Source organism: Aurantimonas sp. DM33-3 (assembly GCF_014334315.1).
GTDB classification, from domain to species: Bacteria; Pseudomonadota; Alphaproteobacteria; order Rhizobiales; family Rhizobiaceae; genus Aurantimonas; species Aurantimonas coralicida.
In genome coordinates, this window is the sequence record NZ_JACSGS010000003.1 from 265,200 (window position 1) to 289,850 (window position 24,651).

Annotated in this window: 22 protein-coding genes; 6 read left to right on the forward strand and 16 right to left on the reverse strand. The window is 67.4% G+C overall.

Translation table 11 applies throughout. The features are described 5' to 3' along the window. Window positions 1-15 precede the first annotated feature (15 nt). The 5 genes from H9Q09_RS06255 to H9Q09_RS06275 form a co-directional block, all read right to left on the reverse strand. The gene (locus tag H9Q09_RS06255) at window positions 16-1,416 is read right to left on the reverse strand and encodes an NAD(P)(+) transhydrogenase (Re/Si-specific) subunit beta (RefSeq protein WP_187390339.1); all 1,401 of its coding nucleotides are present in this window, start codon (window positions 1,414-1,416) and stop codon (window positions 16-18) included. Between the two features lie 14 nt (window positions 1,417-1,430). Beyond that, on the reverse strand, window positions 1,431-1,859 hold the full coding sequence (locus tag H9Q09_RS06260; protein ID WP_187390340.1) for a proton-translocating transhydrogenase family protein: 429 nt from the start codon (window positions 1,857-1,859) through the stop codon (window positions 1,431-1,433). After that, complete coding sequence (locus tag H9Q09_RS06265; RefSeq protein WP_187390341.1) at window positions 1,859-3,052, reverse strand: Re/Si-specific NAD(P)(+) transhydrogenase subunit alpha; 1,194 nt, start codon at window positions 3,050-3,052, stop codon at window positions 1,859-1,861. The genes H9Q09_RS06260 and H9Q09_RS06265 overlap by 1 nt, the downstream gene beginning before the upstream one ends. Window positions 3,053-3,139: 87 nt before the next feature. Then, window positions 3,140-3,361 (reverse strand): aa3-type cytochrome c oxidase subunit IV, encoded by a 222-nt coding sequence (locus tag H9Q09_RS06270; RefSeq protein ID WP_024349038.1) that lies wholly within the window; start codon window positions 3,359-3,361, stop codon window positions 3,140-3,142. A gap of 212 nt (window positions 3,362-3,573) precedes the next feature. Next, window positions 3,574-4,137: a type 1 glutamine amidotransferase domain-containing protein gene (locus H9Q09_RS06275; protein WP_187390342.1), complete on the reverse strand. Its 564-nt coding sequence runs from the start codon at window positions 4,135-4,137 to the stop codon at window positions 3,574-3,576. Window positions 4,138-4,408: 271 nt separating this feature from the next. Between H9Q09_RS06275 and H9Q09_RS06280 the strand changes: the two genes are divergently transcribed. Further along, window positions 4,409-4,777, forward strand: a complete 369-nt coding sequence (locus H9Q09_RS06280; RefSeq protein WP_187390343.1) for a hypothetical protein — start codon at window positions 4,409-4,411, stop codon at window positions 4,775-4,777. A 24-nt stretch (window positions 4,778-4,801) separates the two neighbouring features. Here H9Q09_RS06280 and H9Q09_RS06285 read toward each other — a convergent pair whose 3' ends face one another. Together H9Q09_RS06285 and H9Q09_RS06290 are read right to left on the reverse strand one after the other, a co-directional pair. Beyond that, entirely contained in the window at window positions 4,802-5,350 is a 549-nt protein-coding gene (locus H9Q09_RS06285) for a RecX family transcriptional regulator (RefSeq protein ID WP_187390344.1), read from the reverse strand. Between the two features lie 60 nt (window positions 5,351-5,410). After that, window positions 5,411-8,869 (reverse strand): indolepyruvate ferredoxin oxidoreductase family protein, encoded by a 3,459-nt coding sequence (locus H9Q09_RS06290; RefSeq protein ID WP_210315238.1) that lies wholly within the window; start codon window positions 8,867-8,869, stop codon window positions 5,411-5,413. Window positions 8,870-9,246: 377 nt separating this feature from the next. Between H9Q09_RS06290 and H9Q09_RS06295 the strand changes: the two genes are divergently transcribed. The 3 genes from H9Q09_RS06295 (at window position 9,247) to H9Q09_RS06305 (ending at window position 12,947) form a co-directional block, all read left to right on the forward strand. After that, window positions 9,247-9,891, forward strand: coding sequence for a TRAP transporter small permease subunit (locus tag H9Q09_RS06295; RefSeq protein ID WP_187390346.1), 645 nt, complete (start codon window positions 9,247-9,249; stop codon window positions 9,889-9,891). Then, complete coding sequence (locus H9Q09_RS06300; protein WP_187390347.1) at window positions 9,888-11,840, forward strand: TRAP transporter large permease subunit; 1,953 nt, start codon at window positions 9,888-9,890, stop codon at window positions 11,838-11,840. Before H9Q09_RS06295 ends, H9Q09_RS06300 begins: the two co-directional genes overlap by 4 nt. A gap of 93 nt (window positions 11,841-11,933) precedes the next feature. Continuing rightward, window positions 11,934-12,947 (forward strand): DUF4424 domain-containing protein, encoded by a 1,014-nt coding sequence (locus tag H9Q09_RS06305; protein ID WP_187390348.1) that lies wholly within the window; start codon window positions 11,934-11,936, stop codon window positions 12,945-12,947. A 78-nt stretch (window positions 12,948-13,025) separates the two neighbouring features. Here the strand turns inward: H9Q09_RS06305 and H9Q09_RS06310 are convergent, their stop codons facing one another. The 7 genes from H9Q09_RS06310 to H9Q09_RS06340 all read right to left on the reverse strand — a co-directional run bounded on the left by H9Q09_RS06310 (window position 13,026) and on the right by H9Q09_RS06340 (window position 21,398). After that, on the reverse strand, window positions 13,026-13,739 hold the full coding sequence (locus H9Q09_RS06310) for a chromosome partitioning protein ParA (protein ID WP_187390349.1): 714 nt from the start codon (window positions 13,737-13,739) through the stop codon (window positions 13,026-13,028). Window positions 13,740-13,891: 152 nt separating this feature from the next. Next, window positions 13,892-15,013, reverse strand: a complete 1,122-nt coding sequence (locus tag H9Q09_RS06315) for a TRAP transporter substrate-binding protein (protein WP_187390350.1) — start codon at window positions 15,011-15,013, stop codon at window positions 13,892-13,894. Between the two features lie 228 nt (window positions 15,014-15,241). Beyond that, a complete protein-coding gene (locus H9Q09_RS06320; protein ID WP_187390351.1) occupies window positions 15,242-16,360 on the reverse strand; it encodes a TRAP transporter substrate-binding protein in 1,119 nt (372 codons plus the stop codon). A 179-nt stretch (window positions 16,361-16,539) separates the two neighbouring features. Beyond that, on the reverse strand, window positions 16,540-17,697 hold the full coding sequence (locus H9Q09_RS06325; RefSeq protein WP_187390352.1) for a crosslink repair DNA glycosylase YcaQ family protein: 1,158 nt from the start codon (window positions 17,695-17,697) through the stop codon (window positions 16,540-16,542). A gap of 109 nt (window positions 17,698-17,806) precedes the next feature. Next, window positions 17,807-18,478 (reverse strand): spermidine synthase, encoded by a 672-nt coding sequence (locus H9Q09_RS06330; RefSeq protein WP_187390353.1) that lies wholly within the window; start codon window positions 18,476-18,478, stop codon window positions 17,807-17,809. An 80-nt stretch (window positions 18,479-18,558) separates the two neighbouring features. Continuing rightward, window positions 18,559-20,037, reverse strand: coding sequence for a protein adenylyltransferase SelO (locus tag H9Q09_RS06335; protein WP_187390354.1), 1,479 nt, complete (start codon window positions 20,035-20,037; stop codon window positions 18,559-18,561). 254 nt (window positions 20,038-20,291) lie between these two features. Beyond that, a complete protein-coding gene (locus H9Q09_RS06340; RefSeq protein ID WP_187390355.1) occupies window positions 20,292-21,398 on the reverse strand; it encodes a TRAP transporter substrate-binding protein in 1,107 nt (368 codons plus the stop codon). Between the two features lie 246 nt (window positions 21,399-21,644). On the opposite strand from H9Q09_RS06340, the gene H9Q09_RS06345 reads away from it, so the two are divergent. Both H9Q09_RS06345 and H9Q09_RS06350 read left to right on the forward strand, forming a co-directional pair. Then, a complete protein-coding gene (locus H9Q09_RS06345; RefSeq protein ID WP_187390356.1) occupies window positions 21,645-22,415 on the forward strand; it encodes a gamma-glutamyl-gamma-aminobutyrate hydrolase family protein in 771 nt (256 codons plus the stop codon). Beyond that, a complete protein-coding gene (locus H9Q09_RS06350; RefSeq protein ID WP_187390357.1) occupies window positions 22,412-22,780 on the forward strand; it encodes a DUF393 domain-containing protein in 369 nt (122 codons plus the stop codon). Before H9Q09_RS06345 ends, H9Q09_RS06350 begins: the two co-directional genes overlap by 4 nt. Before the next feature lie 72 nt (window positions 22,781-22,852). Here H9Q09_RS06350 and H9Q09_RS06355 read toward each other — a convergent pair whose 3' ends face one another. Together H9Q09_RS06355 and H9Q09_RS06360 are read right to left on the reverse strand one after the other, a co-directional pair. Then, window positions 22,853-23,947 carry a nickel/cobalt transporter gene (locus H9Q09_RS06355; RefSeq protein ID WP_348646278.1) on the reverse strand — a complete coding sequence of 365 codons (1,095 nt, stop codon included), beginning with the start codon at window positions 23,945-23,947 and terminating at the stop codon, window positions 22,853-22,855. Next, window positions 23,929-24,600, reverse strand: coding sequence for a DUF1007 family protein (locus tag H9Q09_RS06360; protein ID WP_246716027.1), 672 nt, complete (start codon window positions 24,598-24,600; stop codon window positions 23,929-23,931). The genes H9Q09_RS06355 and H9Q09_RS06360 overlap by 19 nt, the downstream gene beginning before the upstream one ends. Window positions 24,601-24,651 lie beyond the last annotated feature (51 nt).

A 24,651-nucleotide genomic window follows, 5' to 3' on the forward strand; every position in this document is an offset into this window, starting at 1 on the left:
AAGGGTCGCTAACGCCTAGTCGTTCAGCGACTTGACGATGTCCTCGACCATCTTCTTGGCGTCCGAGAACAGCATCATCGTGTTGTCCTTGTAGAACAGCGTGTTGTCGATGCCGGCATAGCCGGAGCCGAGCGAGCGCTTGATGAACAGGCAGGTCTGCGCCTGGTCGACGTTCAGGATCGGCATGCCGTAGATCGGCGAGGCCTTGTCGTCGCGCGCCGCCGGGTTGGTCACGTCGTTGGCGCCGATGACGAAGGCGACGTCGGTCTGGGCGAACTCGGAGTTGATGTCCTCCAGCTCGAACACGTCGTCATAGGGCACGTTGGCTTCTGCCAGGAGCACGTTCATGTGCCCCGGCATGCGGCCCGCCACCGGATGGATGGCGTATTTCACCTCGACGCCCTCTTCCTTCAGCTTGTCGGCCATTTCGCGCAGCGCGTGCTGGGCCTGTGCCACCGCCATGCCGTAGCCCGGGACGATGATGACCCGGCCGGCATTCTTCATCAGATAGGCAGCGTCCTCGGCCGAGCCCTGCTTGACCGTGCGGTCGCCCAGATCGTCGGCCCCGGCCGGGCCGCTCTCGCCGCCGAAGCCGCCGAGAATGACCGAGATGAACGACCGGTTCATGCCTTTGCACATGATGTAGGACAGGATGGCGCCGGATGAGCCGACCAGCGCGCCGGTGATGATCAGCGCCAGGTTCTGCAGCGTGAAGCCGATGCCGGCGGCGGCCCAACCCGAATAGGAGTTGAGCATCGAGACGACCACCGGCATGTCGGCGCCGCCGATCGGCACGATCAGCAGCACGCCGAGCGCCAGCGCCACCAGGACGATCAGCCAGAACATCACGTGGCTTTCGGTCACAGCAAAGCCGATGACCAGCGCCACCATGACCACGCCGAGCGCGATGTTGATGAGATGGCGCGACGGCAGCATGATCGGCTTGCCGCTCATCCGGCCGTCGAGCTTCAGAAAGGCGATGATGGAGCCCGTGAAGGTGATCGCACCGATCGCCACGCCGATCGACATCTCGACCAGCGCCTGGCCGTGAATGGCACCGACCGTACCGATACCGATGGCCTCCGGCGCGTAGAGCGCCGCGGCGGCGACCATGACGGCGGCCAGGCCGACCAGCGAGTGGAAGGCGGCGACGAGCTGCGGCATCGCCGTCATCGGAATCCGCTTGGCGACGATCGCGCCGCCGGCACCGCCGATGGCGATACCCAGCACGATCAGCACCAGGCTACCGAAAGACGGACCGGCCAGAAGCAGCGTGGTGACGATGGCGATGGCCATGCCGAACATGCCGAACATGTTGCCCTGACGACTGGTCGTCGGGTGGGAAAGGCCCCGCAGCGCGAGGATGAAGAGCACCCCCGAGACGAGGTACAGGAAGGCGGCGAAATTCTCTGTCATCGGTCGCTACCGCCTCACTTTTCTTTTTTCTTGTACATCGCCAGCATGCGCTGGGTGACGAGGAAGCCGCCGAAGATGTTCACCGACGCCAGGATCAGCGCGATGAAGCCGAAGGTCGTCGCGATGCCCGAGGCGGAGATGCCGACGGCGAGGATCGCGCCGACGATGATCACCGAGGAGATGGCGTTGGTGACCGACATCAGCGGCGTGTGCAGCGCCGGGGTCACCGACCAGACCACGTAGTAGCCGACGAAGATCGCCAGGACGAAGATCGCCAGGTGAAACACGAAGGGATCGACGCCGAACACGGCATGGCCGACGGCGCCTGCCGCTTCGCCATAGCCTTCGCCGAGCATGCGCTCGACACCGGTGCGCGCGTCGCGGATGGCAACACTGGCATCGTTCAGACGCTGCAGCGTCGCCTGAGCGGTTTCCTCGGCCATTACGCCTCTCCCCCTTCGGTCTTCTGTGCCGCGTCACTTGCCGGCGTGGCAGGTACGGCCGGCGCCTCGGCGGCGGCGAAGTTCGGATGCACGACCTTGCCGTCGCGGGTCAGCAGCGTCGCCTGTACCAGCTGATCGTCGAAGTCGATCTTCAGCGCCTTGGTTTCCTTGTCGATCATCGTCTCGAGGAAGGTCGCGAGGTTCTTGGCGTAGAGCAGCGAGGCGCTCGCCGCGATGCGACCCGGAACGTTGAGATGGCCGATGATCTTGGCCGGTCCGACCTGCGTGACGGTGCCGGCTTCGGCACCCTCGATATTGCCGCCGCGCTCGACGGCCAGATCGACGAGCAGCGATCCCGGCTTCATCGATTCCACCATCGCACGGGTCACGAGGCGCGGTGCCGGACGGCCCGGGATGAGTGCCGTGGTGATCACCACGTCCTGCTTGGAGATGTGCGACGCGACGAGCTCGGCCTGCTTGGCCTGATACTCCTTCGACATTTCCTTGGCGTAGCCGCCGGCAGTCTCGGCCGCCTTGAACTCGTCGTCCTCGACGGCGATGAACTTGCCGCCCAGGGACTCGACCTGCTCCTTCGCCGCCGGCCGCACGTCGGTGGCCGTGACGATGGCGCCGAGGCGCTTGGCGGTCGCGATGGCCTGCAGGCCGGCAACACCGGCGCCCATGACGAAGACGCGCGCAGCCGGAACCGTGCCCGCCGCGGTCATCATCATCGGGAAGGCCCGGTCGAACTCGGCCGCCGCATCGATCACCGCCTGGTAGCCGGCGAGATTGGCCTGCGACGACAGGATATCCATGGACTGGGCGCGTGTGATGCGCGGCATGAACTCCATGGCGAAGGCGAGAACGCCGGCCTCGGCCATGGCCTTGACCTCGTCGTCGCGGCCATAGGGGTCCATCGCGGCAATGACCAGCGCGCCCGACTTGTAGGACTTCAGCTCGTCGGCGGACGGACGGCGGACCTTCAGCACGACATCGGCGTCGCCGGCATCAGCGGTCGAACCGATGGTGGCGCCGGCGGCCTCGAAGGCCGCGTCGGTAATACGCGAATCGGCGCCCGCGCCGGTTTCCACGACGACCGTGGCGCCCAGACCGGTGAGTTTCTTCACCGTGTCGGGCGAGGCAGCGACACGGGGCTCGCCCGCCTCGCGCTCCTTTGGCACGAACAGTTTCAACGCGTAGGCCTCCCGGAATTGTATTCAGTCATGGGGCAGCCGGCGCGTGGATCGCACCGCTGGCTGCCCGAAGTCGCGACGATCGTGTCAGGCGACGAAGTAGGCGATCACCATGAGGGCGATGAAGGTGCCGAAACCGCCGATGAAGCCACCGCCGGCGAGCAGGCCGACGAGCATACCAAGCATGATCGCGATGACGGCGATCGAGCCCCACTTGGTCGCGACGAGGAAGCCCTCATAGGTCCGCTCGTGCTCGGGATAATCCATCTCGGCCGGATGATCGGTGTCGTAGGTCGGCAGGCCTGCCATTCGAATTTCTCCTGATCGTCAGTCGCTCGGCACATACACGATCCCGCCACAATGTGGCAATGGCAACCGCAATGCAGCATGATCATCCACCGATGCGAAAGCGACCCCTTCCACCTGCGACGGGCTCCGTAACCAAGCGACTGGCATACAAAAATGGCCGGCGCCCGAAGACGCCGGCCATGACGATCGCTGTTGCAATCCGCTGAGAGAGATCAGGCGACCTTGCGGTCCTCGTGACGTCCCTCTTCCACTTCCTCGATGATCTTGGCGACGAAGGCCGGGATGTCGCCCGGGTTGCGCGAGGTAATCAGCGCCTCGTGGACGACGACCTCCTGGTCAAGCCAGTTGCCGCCGGCGTTCTTCACGTCGGTCTTGATCGAGTTGTAGGAGGTGATGTCGCGGCCGCGCACGACGTCCGCCTCGATCAGCAGCCACGGTGCATGGCAGATCGCGGCGAGCGGCTTCTTGGAGTTGAAGAACTCGCGCACGAAGCTGACCACCTTCGGGTCGGCGCGCAGGGCGTCCGGGTTGATCTGGCCGCCCGGCAGGACCAGTGCGTCATAGTCGGTCACGCGCACTTCCGAGAGCGTCTTGTCGACCGTGATCTCCTTGTCCCAGTGATCCTGGTCCCAGCCCTTGATGGTGCCGGATTTCGGCGAGATCACATGCACCTCTGCGCCGGCTTCCTTCAGCTTGGCCAGCGGTTCGGTCAGTTCCACCTGCTCGAAGCCGTCGGTGGCCAGAATGGCGATCTTGGATTCCTTGATGCTTGGCATGGTCGTGTCCCTTTCGTTCAGCCGAGCGCCGACACGCCATCCTTGAGGGAAGGCTGCGGACCGGCTCGGCGAGATGTGACGTTCCCCCATCAAACGGGGCCTGGGGCGCCAAGTTCCGCTACTCATCGATCCTGAACGTGTCCGGTGCGTTGAAGATCAGCGAACACGTCTTGGCGTGCGGCGATGTTCCCGCGATAAGCTGTGCGAGGAGGGGCAGCCGCTAGCGGATTCGGCGACCGTCCCGATCTCGCCAATGCCAGGGGACCGGCCTTTGCGTTTCTCGGATCTCTCGCTGGTTCTGCAGATCGTCGCGGGCCTCGCGTCGCTGTGGGTCAGCTTCGCCTTCGTCGCCGTATGCTTCGTGAATATCCTCGAAGTCCGGCGCCGGCCGACGGCCGTGCCGCGGACGGCGCGCACGATACTGTCCCTGGCTCCGGTCTGGCTGTTCGCGCAGGGCTACATCGCCGCACTGGCCAAATGGTTCACCATCCGCAACGACATCAGCCTTCCGGCCGTCGGCGAACTCGTCCTCGCCCTGACGCCGGGCGTGAACGTCGTCTATGGCTGGGACTGGTTCGTCGATATCCTGTGGTTTAACGGCAAGCTGCTCGCGGCGCTCTTCGGCGGCGATTTCGGCTGAGGGGCCGGAGCGTCGCCTGCCGGCTCACTCCGGATCCGGCAGATCGTCGATCGCCGCCACCGCATCGCCAAAGCCAAAGCCCGCCCGCACCATGGCGGCGACGTCGCGATCACGGCGCTCGGCGCGGTTGCACAGCCGGTGCGGACCCAGCCGCCGGCGCCGTGCATAGGCAAACGCCGCCTGCCGGTCGCTGGTCTCGTCGGCGGCGAGGAGTTCCTCCACCAGATCCCGCTCGACGCCCTTTTCCGACAGCTTGGCCGCGACCATGCGCTGCGAGGTGCCGCGCCGCCGCAGGCTGAGCACCCGCGCCTCGCCATAGGCCCGGTCATCGACGAGCTTCAGCTCGACGAACTTGGCGACCGTTTCGTCGATCTCGCCCGAAAACGCGCCCGCATCCTCGCCGCGCGCATGGGCGCGGCGCATCACCTTGCGCTCCAGCACCCGGCGCAAATTGGCGGTCGAGGAGGAATAGCGTTCCAGGTAATGTGCCGCGGCGCGGAACAGCCATTCGCGCGTGATCGGCCGGGGCGGCTTGGGCGTATCGCCGGCAGTGTCGGCCCGTTTCGAGGTCATCGGGCCTTCTAGCCCCTGGCGAGCGGCGGCCGCAACGCCGCCGCTCGCCTGCTTCTCGCTCTATTCGGCCGCTTCCGCCATCCGTCCCGCATGCTCGAAGGCCGACAGCGCCGTCTCGCGCCTGGTCGCGGCCTCCGCGGCGAAACGCCGACGCACCGGCCCGTAGCCCTTCAGCGTCTCCGGCCAGCGGGCCAGCGCCACCGCGGCGGCGTGATTGCCCGGCGAAAGCTCGGCCAGAATGCGATTGAGCGTCGCCTCGTATTGCGCCCGTTCCTCGCGCTCGGCCCGCCGCTCGGCGGTGCGCGCGAAGGGATCGAAGAACGTGCCGCGCAGGCCCTTCATGGCCGCCAGCACCTTGAAGCCGGTCATCATCCACGGCCCGAAGGCGCGTTTCTTCGCGCGCCCCTTCGGCCCGGTCTCGCCCATGATCGGCGGCGCGAGATGGAATTCCAGCCGGTCGTAGCCGTCGAAGCGGTCGGAGAGCTGCGCCGCGAAGCTGCCGTCCGTGTAGAGCCGCGCGACCTCGTATTCGTCCTTCACCGCCATCAGCCGGTAGAGCTGGCGCGCGACGGCGTCGGTCAGGTCGCTCCGGCCGGGCGCCAGCCGCTGCTCGGCGGCGCGAACCGCATCGACGCGCCGGCGGTAGCGCTCGGCGAAGGCCGCATCCTGATAGGCGGTCAGATCGGCCACGCGCCGTGCAATCGCCTCGTCCAGGGTCTCGGAGACGCGGCGATGTTCCAGCCGCTGATCGCCGCTGTCCTGCGCGACCGGCATGTTGGCCCGATCATGGGCGATGGCCCGCCCCCATTCGAAGGCCGAGAGATTGGCCGCCACCGCCACGCCGTTCATCTCCAGCGCCTTGCGGATCGCTGCGCGCGACACCGGCAGCGCGCCGGTCTGATACGCCATGCCCAGCATCAGCATGTTGGCGAAGATCGCATCGCCGAACAGCGCCACGGCAAGCTGCTCGGCGTCGACGACATGCAGATGGTCGTCGCCGGCCGCCTCGCCCAGCGCCGAGATCAGTCGCCGCGTCGGGAAGGAGAAGTCCACATTGCGGGTGAATTCGCCCGACAGGGTCTCGTGGCTGTTGACGACGACCTCGGTCCGCCCCGCCGCGATGGTGGCGCGCACCTTGGCCGAGGCGGCGGTGACCATGTCGCAGCCGATCACCAGCCCGGCGTCGCCGGCCGCGATGCGGATGGACTTCAGCTCCGCCGGCGTGCGCGCGATCCGCACATGGCTCATCACCGCGCCGCCCTTCTGGGCAAGTCCGGCCATGTCGATGATCCCGGCGCCGCGTCCGTCGAGATGCGCCGCCATGCCGATGATCGCGCCGATCGTCACGACGCCGGTGCCGCCGACGCCGGTGATGACGATGCCCACCGGCTGATCGAGGTCGCGGGCCGCCGGCTCCGGCACCTCAGGAGCCTCGACGCTCCTGCGCGCGCCCTTCTTCAGCGCCCCGCCATGGACGGTGACGAAGGAGGGGCAGAAGCCTTCGAGGCAGGAGAAATCCTTGTTGCAGGCCGACTGGTCGATCTGGCGCTTGCGGCCGAACTCGGTCTCGACGGCGGTGACGGCCACGCAGTTTGACTGGACGCCGCAATCGCCGCAGCCCTCGCAGACCCGCTCGTTGATGACGACGCGCTTGTCCGGATCGGGAAACCTGCCGCGCTTGCGCCGACGCCGCTTCTCGGCCGCACAGGTCTGGTCGTAGATCAGCACCGTCAGCCCCTCGACCTCGGCGAGATCACGCTGCACGGCGTCGAGCTCGGAGCGGTGGTGGATGGTGATCCCCGCCGGCAGACCCGCATTGCCGCGGTGCTTGTCCGGCTCGTCGGAGACGATGGCGATCCGCTTCGCCCCCTCGCCCGCCACCTGCGCGGCGATCGCCGGCACCGTCAGCCCGCCCTCATGCGCCTGACCGCCGGTCATGGCGACGGCGTCGTTGTAGAGGATCTTGTAGGTGACGTTGGCGCCCGAGGCAGCCGCCGCCCGCAGCGCCAGCGCGCCCGAATGGTTGTAGGTGCCGTCGCCGAGATTCTGGAAGACGTGGCGACGCGACGAGAAATGATGCTCGCCGATCCAGTTGGCGCCCTCGCCGCCCATCTGGGTGTAGCCCTCGGTCGACCGGTCCATGGCCTGCGCCATGAAGTGGCAGCCGATGCCGGCATAGGCACGCGCCCCTTCCGGCACATGCGTCGACGAGCTGTGCGGGCAGCCTGCGCAGAAATACGGCGTGCGCAGCGCGATCTCGGAGGTCGCCGCGGTGTGGCCGCACAAGGCTTCGAGGCTTGCCAGATGTCCCGCCAGCGCTTCGCTCGGGCTGCGCTCGACGAGGCGCCGGCCGATCGCCACGGCGATGTCGTTGGCGTCGAGCGAGGCCTTCGGGGTGAACAGCGTCCCGCCCGCTTCGTCCGTCTTGCCGATCACCAGCGGCGCATTGGCCGTGCGGTAGAGGATCTCCTTGACCTGCCCTTCGACGAGCCCGCGCTTTTCCTCCACCACGATGATCCGGTCGAGGCCGTCCGCGAAGCGCCGCACGAAGTCCGGATCGAGCGGCCAGGGCAGCGCAACCTTGCCGAGCCGGACGCCGAGATCGGCAGCCGCCACTTCGTCGATGCCGAGGCTCGCCAGCGCCTGCTCGACGTCCAGCCAGGACTTGCCGAGCGACAGGATGCCGGTCTTTGCCCCGCGCCCGCCGGAATGCACGATCCGGTCCAGCCGGTTCGCCGCGATGAACGCCCGCGCCGCCGGCAGGCGGAAATCGTGCAGCATCGCCTCCTGCTCCAGCGGATGGGCGGCGCGGCGGATGTTGAGCCCGCCCGGCGGCATGTCGATCTCGGGATATTCGAACCGCAGGCCGGACGGGTCACAGTGGATCGTGGCGGTCGATTCGATGTTGTCCTTGACGCACTTCATGGCCGTCCACAGCCCGGAGAAGCGCGACAGGGCGAAACCCGCCAGGCCGTAGTCGAGGATCTCCTGCACGCCGGCCGGATTGAAGATCGGGATCATCGCGTCGACGAAGGCGAATTCCGACTGATGCGCCGTCGTCGAGGATTCGCAGGTGTGATCGTCGCCCATCAGCGCCAGCACGCCGCCATTGCGCGAGGTGCCCGACAGATTGGCGTGGCGGAAGGCGTCGCCGGAGCGGTCGACGCCCGGCCCCTTGCCGTACCAGATGCCGAAGACGCCATCGTGGCGCCCCTCGCCGCGGATCTCCGCCTGCTGCGCGCCCCACAGGGCCGTCGCCGCCAGATCCTCGTTCAGCGCCGGCTCGAAGATGATGCCGCTCTTCGACAGCACCGGCTTGGCCCGGGCGAACTGCTGGTCGAGACCTCCCAGCGGCGAACCGCGATAGCCGGTGACGTAGCCGGCCGTGTCGAGCCCGGCCCGGCGGTCCCGCGCCGCCTGCATCAGGGCCAGTCGGACGATCGCCTGGCTCCCCGACAGGAAGACGTCGCAGACGTCGAGATCGTACTTGTCGTCGAGCGAAACGGTGCGTGTGGTCATGGCGCGATGTCCTCCCCTGGCCGACATGCCGGCGAAGGATCGCCGACAGGCTCCAAGCATTCTGCCTTGCTTACTGTTTTGCAGCCCGGCGCCGTCTCCGTCAAAGCCTTTCGGGATCATCCCGCAAGGGACCCGGCGGGGCTGCCCGCCAGCCGGCGAAAAGCCTCATCGTCCGACATGGTATCACCGGGCGCGGCTCTTGCGCTGCTTCGGGATTTTCCTTAACGACGGGCGAATTCCCAGGCTTCGGGCAGACTGTCGGCGCAGCGCTTTCGAGCGGCTTCGCCCGTCGAACGCGTCGCGGGGACAAAACGGGGGCGAACCGGGCCGAAGCTCACTTCACGGCGCGCCAGGGCACCATGGGGAGATCCGGCCGGATGTCAGCTCTTCTATCGTTTTCGCGCGGCGTCGATCGCGTCACCACCTTCGTCGGTCGGGGCGTCTCCTGGCTCGTCCTGCTGGTGGTGCTGGTCAGCGCCGGCAATGCGGTGATCCGCAAGCTCTTCGACATCTCGTCCAATGCCTGGCTCGAGCTGCAATGGTACCTGTTCGGCGCGATCTTCATGCTCGCCGCGGCCTGGACACTGCTGAAGAACGAACACATCCGCGTCGACATCGTCTCGAACATCCTGTCGAAGCGGACCCGCGACTGGATCGACTTTCTCGGCCACATCCTCGCATTGCTGCCCTTCACCGGCCTGATGATCTGGCTGCTGACCCCTTACGTCTCGCAGTCGTTCAATCGCGGCGAATATTCGCCGAATGCCGGCGGCCTGATCCTGTGGCCGGCCAAGGCGCTGCTGCTGGCGGGCTTCATTCTCCTGTTCCTGCAAGGGTTGTCCGAGCTGATCAAGCGCGGCGCGATCCTGTTCGGCGGGATGGAGGACACCACCCCCATGGCCTCCAGCCATGCCGAGCCGGTCGAGCTGGCGGCGCTCGCCCCCGAGCGCCCGGAAGGCGGCACCGAACCTCCACCCCTTGATGACGACGCCCGCAACGGCGGTTCGGGAGCCATCCGATGATCGAGTTCGTCGCCCACAATCTGGCGCCGATCATGTTCGGCTCGCTGGTGATCTTCCTGCTGCTCGGCTACCCGGTGGCGTTCTCGCTGGCCGCCAACGGCCTGTTGTTCTTCATCATCGGCGTCGAGCTGGCGCCGCTGTCGCCCGACATCAACCTGTTCTGGCCGCTGCTCGGCGCGCTGCCCGACCGCTTCTTCGGCGGCGTCATGGCCAACGAGACGCTGCTGGCGATCCCGTTCTTCACCTTCATGGGGCTGATCCTCGAGCGTTCCGGCATGGCCGAGGATCTGCTCGACACGATCGGCCAGCTCTTCGGCCCGCTGCGGGGCGGCCTCGCCTATGCGGTGATCTTCGTTGGCGCTCTGCTGGCAGCCACCACCGGCGTCGTCGCGGCCTCGGTCATCGCCATGGGCCTGATCTCGCTGCCGATCATGCTGCGCTACGGTTACGACCGCCGGCTGGCCAGCGGCGTGATCGTCGCCTCCGGCACGCTGGCGCAGATCATCCCGCCGTCGCTGGTCCTGATCGTCCTCGCCGACCAGCTCGGCCGCTCGGTCGGCGACATGTATTCCGGCGCGCTGGTGCCGGCGCTGGTGCTCACGTCGCTCTATGTCGGCTACGTCTTCATCCTGACCATGCTGCGGACCAATGTGGCGCCTGCCCTGCCGCCCGAGGCCCGAACGCTCGGCCGCGGCGTCACCTCCCTCGCCATCGCTGCGGCGGCGGCCGTCGTCATCGCCTATGGGATGACGGTCTATCTCGACGGCAAGGTCGCACAGGGCGCCGGCATCTGGGGCGCAACGGTCGCGGTTCTCGCCGTCTACGTCGTGGCGGTCGCCAACAAGGCGCTCAAGCTGCCGCTGATGTCCTATCTGACCCAGCAGGTGATCATCGTCCTGATCCCGCCGCTGGCGCTGATCTTCCTGGTCCTGGGCACGATCTTCCTCGGCGTCGCCACGCCGACGGAAGGCGGTGCCATGGGCGCGGTCGGCGCGCTCATCCTCGCCTTCGGCAAGCGCAAGCTGAACCTTTCCCTGATGACCCAGGCGATGGAATCGACGACCAAGCTGTCGGCCTTCGTCCTGTTCATCCTGATCGGCGCGCGCGTCTTCTCGCTGACCTTCTACGGCGTCAACGGCCATATCTGGGTCGAGGAACTGCTGACCTCCGTGCCAGGCGGCGAGACCGGCTTCCTGATCGTCGTCAACATCCTGGTCTTCTTCCTGGCGTTCTTCCTCGACTTCTTCGAGCTCGCCTTCATCATCGTGCCGCTGCTGGCGCCGGCGGCGGACAAGCTGGGCATCGACCTGATCTGGTTCGGTGTGCTGCTCGGGCTGAACATGCAGACCTCGTTCATGCATCCGCCCTTCGGCTTCGCGCTGTTCTACCTGCGCTCGGTCGCGGCCCGCGTGCCCTATCTCGACCGCATCACCGGCAAGCGCATGGAGCCGATCACCACGGGCCAGATCTACTGGGGCGCGGTGCCCTTCGTCTGCATCCAGATCATCATGGTCGCCCTGACCATCATGTTCCCGCAGATGGTCATGCGCTACAAGACCGAGGTCCCGCAGATGGACCCGTCCGAGATCCGGCTGCAGATGCCGTCCTTCGACGGCGGCCTCGGCCTGCCGCCCTTGGGTGGCGCATCGGGAACCGGCGGAAATCAGCAGAACAACCCGCTCGGCCTGCCGCCCCTGGGCCTGCCCCCGATCGGCGAACCCGGCACTCCGGCGGGCGGCGCGTCGGCCCCGGCACAGCCCGGCACCACCACTCCCGCCCAGCCGGCCTTCGGCCTGCCGCCGCTGGACTTCAATTCCGGCCTTGGCGGCGGCCAGTCTCCGGCGACGGGCACCGCACCGGCAGCGCCCGCAGCCGAACCGGCAGAGCCGGCCGCCCCGAGCGGCGAGCCCGCTCCGGTCGACCTGTCGCAGCCACCGGTCATCCAGTAGCCGTCGGGGCGTCATCCCCGGCGCTGGCGGAATGACGCTTCCGGCCGCTCGCGCCGCAGGCTAGTCTCGGCCGAACCGGCCGGAGACACGCGCATGACGATCACGCCAGACCGGGCGACGGCCCTTGCCGCCGTCGCCATCCTCGCCCTCACCGGCAGCGCGCAGGCCAACGACACGACGGCCAATCTGGCGGCGGGCGGGCTGGTCTTCACCACCACCGACGCCATCGCGATGCAGCGCGAGGAGCTGTTCATCTCCGAGGAGCGCATTTCGGTGCGCTACGAGTTCGTGAACGCCGGGGCCGAGCCGGTGACGACGACCGTCGCCTTCCCCATGCCTGATATCCGCATCGATCCCTATGGCGGCAACGTCTCCATCCCGTCGGGCGATCCGGACAATCCGCTGGCCTTCTCGACCCGCGTCGACGGCGAGCCGGTCGCCATGCGGCTCGAGCAGAAGGTCTTCGTGGACGAACGCGACGTGACGGCGATGATGCGCCAACTGCGCCTGCCCCTCGCCCCGCAGGCAAGTTCGGCGCGCGACGCACTCGACGCACTGCCGCCCGCCGACCGCGCCATCGTGCTCGACCTCGGCATCGCGATCGAGGAAACCTACGATATCGGCCAGGGAATGGAGACGCATCTGGCGCCCGACTGGACGCTGCGCGCCACCTATCACTGGGAGCAGACCTTCGCCCCGGGCAGAACGATCGTCGAGCATGACTACGTCCCGTCGGTCGGGGGCAGCGTCGGCGCCATGCTGGGCCAGCCATGGGCTGGTCCCGACGATGTCGCCGCCCAGCGGGAGCGCTACTGCATCGACGACGATTTCATGGCAACCGTCGAGCGACGGACACGGGCGGCCGGTCCCGATGCCATGCCCTTCCAGGAGCGCTGGATCGACTACATCCTGACGACGGGCGGCAACTGGGCCGAGCCGATCGGCGACTTCAGCATGGTCATCGACAAAGGCGCGCCGGAAAACCTCGTCAGCTTCTGCGCGACAGGCGTCACCAAGATCGCGCCGACCCGCTTCGAGGTCCGCAAGCGTGACTACACGCCGACGGAAGACCTGCACGTCCTGATCCTGATCCCCACCGGCCGCTGAGTCTCGTCGAGCGCAGACGCAAGACGGCCCCGCGCGTCGCCGACGCCGGGGCCGTTTCACGACGATGTCTGCCGATGGTCAGGCGGCGGTGCGCAGACGGGCTTCGGCGGCTGGTGCGACCGGTGCGGCCGGCGTCTCGGCGACCCGGCCCAGAATGCCGAGCTCGTAGGCGAGCGAGGCTGCTTCTGCGCGGGCGCGGTCGAGGCCCGGCGCCACCTCGTCGGGCAGGGTGAAGATCGTGCCGCCATGCAGGAACGGCGCTTCGTAGGCGGCGCGCTGAACGAGGCCGATCGGCAGGCGGCGGGTCTCGCTGGTGCCGATGATCGCCTCGACGCTGCGGGCCACGCGGCTCGGGATCGCCGTCACGGCGCTGGCGACGAAGCAGCGGTCGCGGCCCTTGCGGCCGGTTCCGGCATCGGCCGCCAGAAGCTGGTCGGTGAGGAGCGCCGAATAGGCCGACAGCGGCGAGAACCGCACCGGGATCAGCGCATGATCGGCAAGACGCGCGCAAAGCCGGATCATCTCGCCCTCGTCACCCGCGTCGATGATGGCCGCGTCGCCGCGGCGGCGTGCCGCGCGAACCAGCTGCTCGATGACCAGCGGATCATTGGTCCGCTCCACCGTGACCTTCGCAGGCAGGCCGGCCTGTGCCCAGGCGGCCAGATCGCCGTCGCGCGCGGCGTCAATGACGATGACCGGGATCTCGGCGGCCGCAGCGACGCCCGCGAGCGTCATGGCCAGGGTGGACGTGCCGGAGGTCTTCAGGGAGCCGACGGAAATGACAGGGATCATGGGAAAGCCTCGTAGCGGAACGCGAAGCGATCATTGTCCCGACATGGTTAACAGCCGGTTAACGGGCCGGCCGCGGCTTAATCATTCGGCAAGGAAAAGGCCCGGCGCGCTGTCGCACCGGGCCTTCGGTCTCGGATCGGATCGTTAGGCGATCAGTTGCCCTGCGGCACCAGCGCACCTTCGCGCTGCTTGATCATCATGAAGGTGTCGAAGGTGTATTCGGCCACCTGCTGCCACAGATAGGTATCGTTGCGATACGCAACCATCGAATCGTAGATCTTCTTGAAGGCCGGATTGCTGCCGTTGATCTCGGCATAGACCTCCTGCGTGGCGTCGAAGCTCGCCTGCATGATCTCCTGGCTGAACGGGCGCAGCTGCGCGCCGCTCTGGACCAGCGTCTTCAGCGCCGTCGGATTCTTGTAGTCGTATTCCGACAGCATCTCGAGCGTGACAGCGCGCGAAGCGGTGGCCAGGAGGCTCTTGTAGGCCTCGGGCAGCTTGTCGTACTCGGCCTTGTTGGAGAAGAAGCACAGCGCCAGGCTGCCTTCCCACCAGCCGGGATAATAGTAGAACGGCGCGACCTTGTAGAAGCCGAGCTTCTCGTCGTCATAGGGTCCGATCCACTCGGCGGCGTCGATGACGCCCTTCTCCAGCGACGGGTAGATGTCGCCGCCGGCGATCTGCTGCGGCACCACGCCGAGCTTCTGCAGCGCCTGGCCGGCAAGACCCGCAATGCGCATCTTCAGGCCGTCGAGGTCCTGGACCGTATTGATTTCCTTGCGGAACCAGCCGCCCATCTGCGTGCCGGTGTTGCCGCCCGGCAGATATTGCAGGCCCTCGGTGTTGAAGAACTCGTTCAGGAGACCGAGGCCGCCGCCGTAATAGAGCCAGGCGTGCAGGCCGCGGGCGTTCAGCGTGAACGGCACGGTGGCGCCCAGCGCGTGGGTCGGGTCCTTGCCGACATAGTAATAGGATGCGGTGTGGCACATCTGGACGGTGCCGTCGCTGACCGCGTCGGCGGCCTGCAGGCCCGGCACGATCTCGCCGGCCGCGAAGACCTGGATGTCGAAATTGCCGTCGGTCGCCTCGCGCACGAACTTCGCCATGTCCTCGGCGCCGCCATAGATGGTGTCGAGCGATTTCGGGAAGGACGAGGTGCAGCGCCACTGCACCTTCGGCGTCGACTGCGCAATGGCCGGAGCTGCGAGCGAGCCGGCGCCGGCAACGCCCAGGGCGCCGACGGTGGAATTCCTGATGAACTTACGACGATCCATATCGAACAAGACCTTAGACTGCGCCAGGGGACACGGGGGTCCGGCGCTGGGGAGCGAACGTCTGGCCTCGGGCCGGTACGAGCGGCCGTCCATGCCAGCACGACAATCCCGCCGGCGGGTGCCGACGGGCATTACGGTCGGACAACGGCCCGCCACGGCGGGTGCCATGGCGGGCCGTTGCCCGGAACCATCGATCGGCGCCGCCTCGGGCGGCACGCGACCTTTCGATCAGAGCGCGCCTTCGCGCTGCTTGACCATCATGAAGGTGTCGAAGGTGTATTCGGAGATCTGGCTCCACAGATAGGCGTCCCGCTTGAAGGCGTTCTGGCTCTCCAGAAGCTTGCGGTAATCCTCGTTCTCGGAGGCGATCTCCTCGTGGAGTTCCTGCGCGGCCGCGAAGCTCGCCTGCATGATCTCCTGGCTGAACGGACGCAGCTGCGCGCCACCCTCTGCCAGCCGCTTCAGGGCCAGCGGATTGCGATAGTCGTAGCTGGCCATCATCGAGCAGTTCACCGCCCGGCTCGCGGCATTCAGCATCGCCTTGTAGCTGTCCGGCAGGCTGTTCCACTTGTCGGCATTGACCATCAGGTGCAGCGCGGCGCCGCCTTCCCACCAGGCCGGGTAGTAGTAGTAAGGCGCCACCCGGTAGAAGCCGAGCTTCTCGTCGTCATACGGACCGACGAACTCGACGGCGTCCAGCGTGCCCCGCTCCAGCGCGGCATAGATGTCGCCCGCCGCGATCTGCTGCGGCACGACGCCGAGCTTTTCCACCACGCGGCCGGCGAGACCGGCGATCCGCAGCTTCAGACCCTTCAGATCCTCGACGCTGTTGATTTCCTTGCGGTACCAGCCGCCCATCTGCGCGCCGGTATTGCCGGCCGGCATCGCATGGACGCCGCTCTTGGCGTAGAATTCGTTGAGCAGTTCATTGCCGCCGCCCTCGTAGAACCAGGCGTTCTGCTGGCGCGCATTCAGGCCGAACGGCACAGCCGTGCCGAAGGCGAAGGCCGGGTTCTTGCCGACGTAATAATAGGACGCGGTGTGGCCGAGTTCAACCGTGCCGCCCTGCACCGCGTCGAGCACCTGGCCGCCCGGCACGATCTCGCCGGCGGCGAAGAGCTGGATGTCGAACTGGCCGTCGCTGATCTCGCGCACATGGTTGGCGAGCGCTTCGGCCGTCCCGTACAGCGTGTCCAGCGACTTCGGGAAGGACGAGGTCAGGCGCCACTGGATCTGCGGGCGCTCCTGCGCGATGGCGGGAGCCGCGAGGCTCGAGGCGCCAAGGCCGGCCACGCCGGCGCCGATCGCGCCCTTGGCCGCACCACCGATGAATTTGCGTCTGTCCATGAGATGCCTCCCCGAATGCAAGGCGCCGCCTCGTCGGCGGCGTGAATCCATGCTGGCCGGGTCCTCCCGCCAGCCGTCGCGCGGGATCGTAAGCATCGAGGATCAAAAGGCAAGCGCGCATCGCGATGCTCGGGTGCCCGGCCGCGAAGGCCGCCGGTACGAAGCTCCCGCCCCGCGCCTCACCCCTGGAGCTGAAACGCCTCGAAACGGTGCAGCGCCTCCTCGATCGGCTGCTTGTGGCGAGACGGCTCGCCCTCCCCCACCCAGCTCCATTGCTGCGTCAGCAGCCTGCCTTCGGCGCGGTCGGTCTTCAGGTCGATGGCCGCGACGATCCGTTCGCCGACGAGAACCGGCAGGGCAAAATAGCCCAGAACCCGCTTCTCCTTCGGAACATAGGCCTCGAAGCGATGCTCGTAGTCGAAGAACAGGGAAAGGCGCCGGCGCTGGATGATCAGCGGGTCGAAGGGCGACAGGACATGGACCACCGGCGCGGTGGCCTCGGGGATCGTCGCCAGCGTCTCCGGCTCGGCCCAGTGCTCGACCTTGCCGGCGTCCTCGACCGCCACCGGGACCAGCCGCCGGCTGCGCACCCGCGCCGCGATCAGCTCGCGGATCGCCGGCTTTCGGGCCGCGGAAAGATGGCAGACGGAATCGAGGCTGACGAGCCCCTGCGCCCGCAGCGCCCGATCCAGCATATAGGCAGTGACCTGGCGCTCGCTCGCCGGGCGCGGCCGCCGCTCCCAGCCGAAATGCCGGTCCATCAGCTCGTAGGTCTTCAGCATGCCGGTGCGTTCGCTGACCGTCAGCGCGCCGGTGTAGAACGCCATCTGCAACGCCCGCTTCGAGGGCTTGCGGCTGGCCCAGGCATGATCCTTCTCGACCAGCACGTCGTCCTCGATATCGCGGATCGACAACGGCCCTTCCTTGCGGATGAGCGTCAGCACCTTCTTCAGGTCGGCAGGGCTGACGCGCTCGAACCAGCGCGACGGCGCCTCCCGGTGCCGTTTCATCTCCGGCAGGAAGAAGCGGATGTCGCGGGTCGGCACATAGGACAGGGCGTGCGTCCAGTATTCGAAGACGCTCTTGTCGAGGCTCTGGGCCCGGTGCAGATCCGCCCGGCGATAACCGGGAATGCGGCTCCACAGGATATGGTGGTGGCAGCGTTCGATGACGTTGATCGTGTCGATCTGGACGTAGCCGAGATGCTCGACAGCCGCGCGGGTCGCTTCCGGCCCGTCGCCGAACGGCGCGGCGACGTCCAGCCGCTGGGCACGCAGCCAGATCCGCCGGGCTTCGGCCTTGCTCAGGGAAACGGGCGTTCGGGAGGCAGGCGGCATGGGGCGTGTAGTCTCTCGGCAGGCGAAGCGGCGGCGGGGCAAGTCTAGCCTTCGCCAACGCCCCATTGCCAGCACGGTTGCCGCAGCAAGGCCACCCGGAAACCCGGCGTCATGGCCGGGTGGCGAACCAGATGACATGGCGGGCGCCGCGCTTCTTCTGCCGGGCCCGCACCTTGACCTCCTCGACCGCAAAGCCGGTACGCTGCAGCCGGGTGGTGAAGCTGCTGTCGGGCCCCGACGACCACACGGCAAGGACGCCGCCTGGCCGCAGCGCCGCATAAGTCCGTGCCAGGCCCTTGGTGTCGTAGAGCCTGTCGTTCTCGCGGCGCGTCAGCCCTTCGGGGCCGTTGTCGACATCCAGGAGAATGGCGTCGAAGGCTTCGCTCTTCGCGGCGATCAGTTCGCCGATATCGCCCTGCGAGATCGACACACGCGGATCGTCGAGGCAACCGTCGAACAGCTCGGCCATCGGCCCCCGTGCCCAGGTCACGATCGCCGGAACGAGTTCGGAGACGGTCAGGCGGACCTTCGGCCCGGCGACGGCGAGCGCGGCGCGCAGGGTAAACCCCATGCCGAGCCCGCCGATCAGCACATGCGCCTCGTCACGGTCCGCGATCCGCTCCTGTGTCAGCGTCGCCAGCGCCTCCTCCGACCCGCTGAGACGGCTGTTCATCAATTCGATCGTGCCGACCATGATCGAATATTCGGTGCCGCGGCGCGACAGCTTCAGCTGGCCGCCACCCGGCACCTCGGCCGTATCGAGACGTTCCCAGGGGATCATGCGTCACTCATCGTTCGGGCGGTCAAAGGGCTGTTCGTGCATGCGCGCTAGCACAGCCCAGCCGGTTTGGCGAAGGCCGATCAGGTGCCGCAGAAGGTCTGCGTGACCCGTTCCTCGGCCCGCGGCGCCTCGGCATAGGCCGCATGCTCGGGCTGGTCCTCATAGGGGTTGGCCAGCACTCCCAGCAATTCCTCGAAGGGCGCGTAGTCCTGACGCTCCACGGCCGCGACGATCGCCGCCTCGACGCGATGATTGCGCGGGATGAAGGCCGGATTGACCCGCCGCATGGCAGCGGCCCGCTCACCGGCCGGCCGGGCCTCTTCAGCCAGTCGCGCACGCCAGCGCGTCGCCCATTCGTCATAGGCCGCCGGATCGTCGAAGAGCGCCCGAACGCCGGCATCCGCGTCCTCGCTGTCCGCGGCGTCGCAGAGGCCGCGGAAGGTCAGCGTGTAGTCGGCCGTGTTCGCGGCCATGCGCTCCAAGAGGTCCTGCGCCAGTTCCAGATCGCCCTCGCGCGCCTCGCCGAGACCGAGCTTCGCCTGGAGCCCGCCGACATAGGCGGCGTTGAAGCGGTCCGAGAAGCCGGACAGCGCGTCGCGCGCCTTGGCGATCGCCGCCTCCTCGTCCGTGTCGATCAGCGGCAGCAGCGTCTCGGCGAGCCGCGTCAGGTTCCACAGCGCGATGCTCGGCTGGTTGGCATAGGCATAGCGGCCCTGCCGGTCGATGGCGCTGAAGACCGTGCCGGGATGATAGGCGTCGAGGAAGGCGCAGGGGCCGTAATCGATGGTCTCGCCGGAGATCGCCATGTTGTCGGTGTTCATCACGCCGTGGATGAAGCCGAGATTGAGCCAGCGCGCCACCAGTTCGGCCTGCCGGCCGGCCACGGCTTCGATCAGCGCCAGATACGGGTCCCCGGCCTCCGCCGCTTCCGGGTAGTGGCGGGCAATCGCATGGGCGCTCAATGCCCGCAGCGCCGCATCGTCGCCGCGGGCGGCGAAATACTGGAAGGTGCCGACCCTTATGTGGCTCGACGCCACCCGCGTCAGGACCGCGCCGGGCAGCAGCGTTTCGCGAAACACACTCTCGCCCGTGGTCACGGCGGCGAGCGCCCGCGTCGTGGGAACGCCCAGCGCCGCCATCGCCTCGCTTACGATATATTCCCGCATCACCGGACCGAGCGCCGCGCGCCCGTCGCCGCCGCGCGAAAACGGCGTGCGCCCCGCGCCCTTCAGCTGCAGATCGCGCCGCCGACCGGCCGTGTCGACCACCTCGCCCAGGAGGATAGCCCGGCCGTCGCCGAGCTGCGGCACGAAATGCCCGAACTGATGTCCGGCATAGGCCATGGCGATCGGCTCGGCGCCCTCGGGCAGCCGCTTGCCGGCGAGCAAATCGACGCCCTCGGGCGTTTCCAGCATGTCGGCATCGATGCCGAGTTCGGCGGCCAGAGCGCGGTTGACCTTGATCAGCTGCGGCGCGTCCACGACGGCCGGCGCAACCTGCGCGTAGAAGTCGGCCGGCAGACGGGCGTAACTGTTGTCGAAGGGGATCTGGGCGTTCACGGGGCCGCTCCGTGGTCTGGGCGATCACGGCGTCCGGCGGCGGCTGCAGTCTCGTTGCAGCACGCGGCGCCTGCGCCGGTCACAAGATGGCGGCGCGATGTCGTCAGGATCATGCGCGCGCCCTGCCCCCGACATGGCGTCCGCCCGGCCCGATTTCCAGACATCGCGTGGCCGGGCACAGATGATGTCGGCCATCCTTCATGGCATTGCCGGGCGCCGGCACATGCCGGGCCCGGCCATGATTACCGCGTCTGCTACATCGTGCCGTTGCGCTGCTGGATCATCATGAAGGTGTCGAAGGTGTATTCGCTGAGCTGCGCCCAGAGGAAGGCGTCCTTCTTGAAGGCCAGCTGGTTCTCGTAGATCTCCTTGAACTTCGGATTATCGGCTGAGATCTCGGCATAGGTCTCCTTGGCTGCGTCATAGGCCGCCTGCAGGATCTCCTGGCTGAACGGCCGCAGCTGCGCACCTTGCTGCACCAGGCTCTTGATCGCCGCCGGATTCTTGTGGTCGTAGGACGCCATCATGTCGCAATTGGCCGCCTGGCAGGCAGCGCGCACGATCTCCTGATAGTGCTTCGGCAGGCCGTTCCACTTCTCCAGATTGATCATGGTGTGCAGCGCCGGGCCGCCTTCCCACCAGCCCGGATAATAATAGAACGGGGCGACCTTCACGAAGCCGAGCTTCTCGTCGTCATAGGGCCCGATCCATTCCGCGGCGTCGATGACACCCTTCTCCAGCGACGGATAGATGTCCCCGGCGGCGATCTGCTGCGGCACCACGCCGAGCTTCTCGATGATCTTGCCGCCCATGCCGCCGATCCGCATCTTCATGCCCTTGAGATCGTCGAGCGTGTTGATCTCCTTGCGGTACCAGCCGCCCATCTGGACGCCGGTATTGCCGCAGGGCAGGCCATAGAGCCCCTCGGTCTCGAAGAACTCGTTCATCAGCCGCGTGCCGTCGCCGTAATAGAGCCAGGCGTTGGTCTGGCGCGCGTTGAGGCCGAAGGGCACCGCGGTAGCGAGCGCATAGACCGGGTTCTTGCCCCAGTAATAATAGGACGCCGTGTGGCACATTTCGGTGGTGCCGGAGGCGGCGGCATCGGCGGCCTGCAGCCCCGGCACGATCTCGCCCGAGGCGAAGACCTGCACGTCGAACTTGCCGTCCGATGCGCCCTTGATGAAGGCGGCCATTGTCTCGGCGGCGCCATAGATCGTGTCGAGCGACTTGGGGAAGGACGAGGTACACCGCCAGGTCAGCTGCGGGCTTTCCTGCGCAATGGCCGGCGCCGCGAGCGTCGAGGCCGCGGCCGCGCCAAGGCCGGCACCGCCCGCCTTCTTGATGAAAGAACGACGATCCATATCATACCCTCCACTTATTGTTCACATCGCAGAACAATTCTGCCGATCGGAAGTCACGGCGATCATTCCTCCCGATCACCCCCGACATTTACTGATTAGCTTACTGCGGAGATCAGCGAAAGCACCACGCAGGAGAGCTCATTCCGGCCCGGCCTTCGTAGCGTCACCGCCTGCGGCAGCACGGCATTCGACATTCGGCGGCCGTCACCTTATCTGCCGGGAAACCCAGTCGCCGAAGGCCCCTCCATGACCGCCTCCCCCATCCTTGTCGCCGTGCCCGCCGACGTTCGCAGCTTCGAGAACTATGACTGGCACGCCACGCCCGACACCTATCTGAAGGCACTGACGCGGGTTGCCGGCGCCACCCCGGTAATCGTGCCGGCGCTGTCCGGCGAATTCGACGTCGACGCCCTTCTCACACGGGTCGACGGGCTGCTGATGACCGGCTCGGCCTCCAACGTGCACCCCGATCGCTACGGCGTCCCGCCGAGCCGGGCCCACGAACCTTTCGACCCGGCCCGCGACCGGTTGACCGAGGCGATGATCCGGGGGGCTTTGGCGGCCGGCGTGCCGATGCTGTGCGTCTGCCGCGGGCACCAGGAACTCAACGTCGCCCTGGGCGGAACGCTGGCGACCGAGATCCAGGAGCTGGATGGCCGCATGGATCATCGGGCAACGCCCAACAAGGATCAGCGCGAGCGCTATGCCACGCGCCATCCCGTGGCGGTGACGCCGGGCGGCCTGCTCGCCGGGATCGTCGGCAATGACGAGATCCGCGTGAACTCGCTGCATCGGCAGGCGATCGACCGCTTGGCCGACGGCCTCGCCGTCGAGGCGAGCGCCCCGGACGGCACCGTCGAGGCCGTCTCGGTCGAGGGCGCGAAGGCCTTCGCCCTCGGTGTCCAGTGGCACCCCGAATACTGGGCGGAGACGGACGCTGCCTCCACAGCGATCTTCAAGGCCTTCGGCGATGCCTGCCGCGCCCATGCGGCGCGACGCGCCGACGCGCCCCGATGAGCGAGCTGACCGTCTGGTACGATGGCGGCTGCCCGCTCTGCCGCCGCGAGATCGCGATGATGCGGCGGCTCGACACCGCGCAGGCGATCGACTTCATCGATGTCGACGATGCGAGCGCCGATTGCCCGATCGACCGCGGCGACCTGCTGGCCAGGTTCCATGCCCGCGAGGACGGCACGCTTCTGTCGGGCGCCGCCGCCTTTGCGGCCATGTGGCGCGCCATCCCGCGCCTGCGGCCCTTGGGCCTTGCCGCCCGTAACGGCGCTGTCCTCTGGGTGCTCGAACGCGCCTACCGGCAGTTCCTGCGGATCAGACCGCGCCTGCAAGGGATGGCCCGGCGCGCGGACAGTTCCGCCCGTCTCTAGAACGAGGCAAAAGTCAAAGAAGCCGTGCCATCAGGTCTGCTGCACAATGCCTCGCCAGAGAACCGTGCGGGATCACACGGTCTGCAGCGCACCGCCGAGCAGGAGCAGGCCGACCAGCATCAGGAACAGCGCGCCGGCGATCTCCAGGCCGGCCCCGATCCAGCGTCCGCGGGCTCCGTCGCCGCCGAAGCGCAGCGCCGTGCCCTTCGCGAAAACGGCGAGGGAGGCGATGGCGGAGACGGTGATCGCCGTGCCCAGGGCCATGGCGAAGACCGAGAGAATGCCGCCGAGATACAGGCCGTTGACCAGCCCGAAGGTCAGAACGACGATGGCACCCGAACAGGGCCGCAGCCCCACGGCGATCACCGCGGACAGGGCCGAGCCGAGCGTCATCCGGTCGTTCAGTGCCTTCGGATCGGGCATGTGGGACCGCCCGCACCCGCAGAGTTCCGCATCGTCGGTACAGATCTCCGCGGCAAATCCCGACGAGGCCGGCTGCATCAGCGGCGCCGAGCGGGTCCGCTCGGGGGCCGCGAAGGCAAGGCCTCCGACCGCCCCGCCGCTTCGCGAGGCGGTGAAACCACCCGGCGATGCAAATGCAATCGCGCCGCCCGTCGGCCGCATCCGCCGCGCCAGCCCGACGAGCTTGCGGATCAGAAGCCACGCGCCGAAGCCGGCGATCAGGGCGTAGGAGGCGATCTCCAGGAGATTGGTGGCGTCGGTCATCGACACCGCGGTGCCGCGCAGCAGGAACCAGCCGGCGCCCACGACGACGATCGCCGAGAGCGCCTGCACCAGCGAAGAGGCGAAGGAGAGGACGATCCCGCGGCGCAGCTGCACCTCGTTGGCCAGCATGTAGGCCGAGATCACCGCCTTGCCGTGGCCCGGCCCCGCGGCATGGAAAACGCCGTAGACGAAGGACAGCCCGACGAGGAACGGCAGCGCTGCGCCATCGGTCTTCAGCGCCACCAGCGCATGGCGCAGCGAGGTGAAGAACTGGCGCTGATACACGGCGATCTCGGTGAAGATCGCGCCGAAGAAACCGCCGGATGGCTGCGCCGTCACTTCGGCGCTGCCGATGCCGAGCGACGATTTGGCCAGCGCCGGCTCCACCGCCATCGCGGCGAGGAGCACGGCGCAGAGGACGATCAGCTGGCGGCCGCGCACGACACCTCCACCCGGGTCGCCAGCGCCTGCGAGTAATTGATGCCGTCGTCGGGAATGCTCTCGTCGGGCCCGAGGCTTGCGACCGATTCCATCCATTCCTTGGCGGCGGCATCCTGGTCCGGCACGACCAGCTGCTTGGCGCAGCTCTTCGGCATGTCGATCATCAGGAAGTCGTCGGCGCTGGTGAAATCGAAGGCGACGAAGAAGGTCTCGTCGAAATTCGACACGGTCAGCTTCGACTTGGAGAGATCGACGGCCTCGGCGGCCGGCATCTCGAAGAACATCAGCAGCTGACCGTTCTCCCAGAGGGTGCGGATCTCGTCCGGCGGCGACATCGCCACCTTCTTTCCGCCGGCCTCGACGAAGGTGTAGAAATTCCACTCCGCGATGGATTCCTTCACGGTGTCGCCCACCGCGACGAGCTCGCCATCCTCGAGCTGGCCATTGGCGTTGCTGTCGAAATCGACCAGCACCGACGACGAGAAGAGCTCGTCCATGCGCCAGATGTTGCGGATCGCCCCAAGGTGTCCGTCCGGCGTGCCGACGATCTCGACATTGGCCTCGGCGAAGACATGCGGATGGGCAGCAGCAATCGTCGGCGTCAGTGACACCGCCATCACTGCCAGCGCAGCAGCCAAACCTCGGTCGATCATCGCCATCCCTCGTGAAGTCCCGCCAACCAGAACAGGACAAGCATGGCCGAA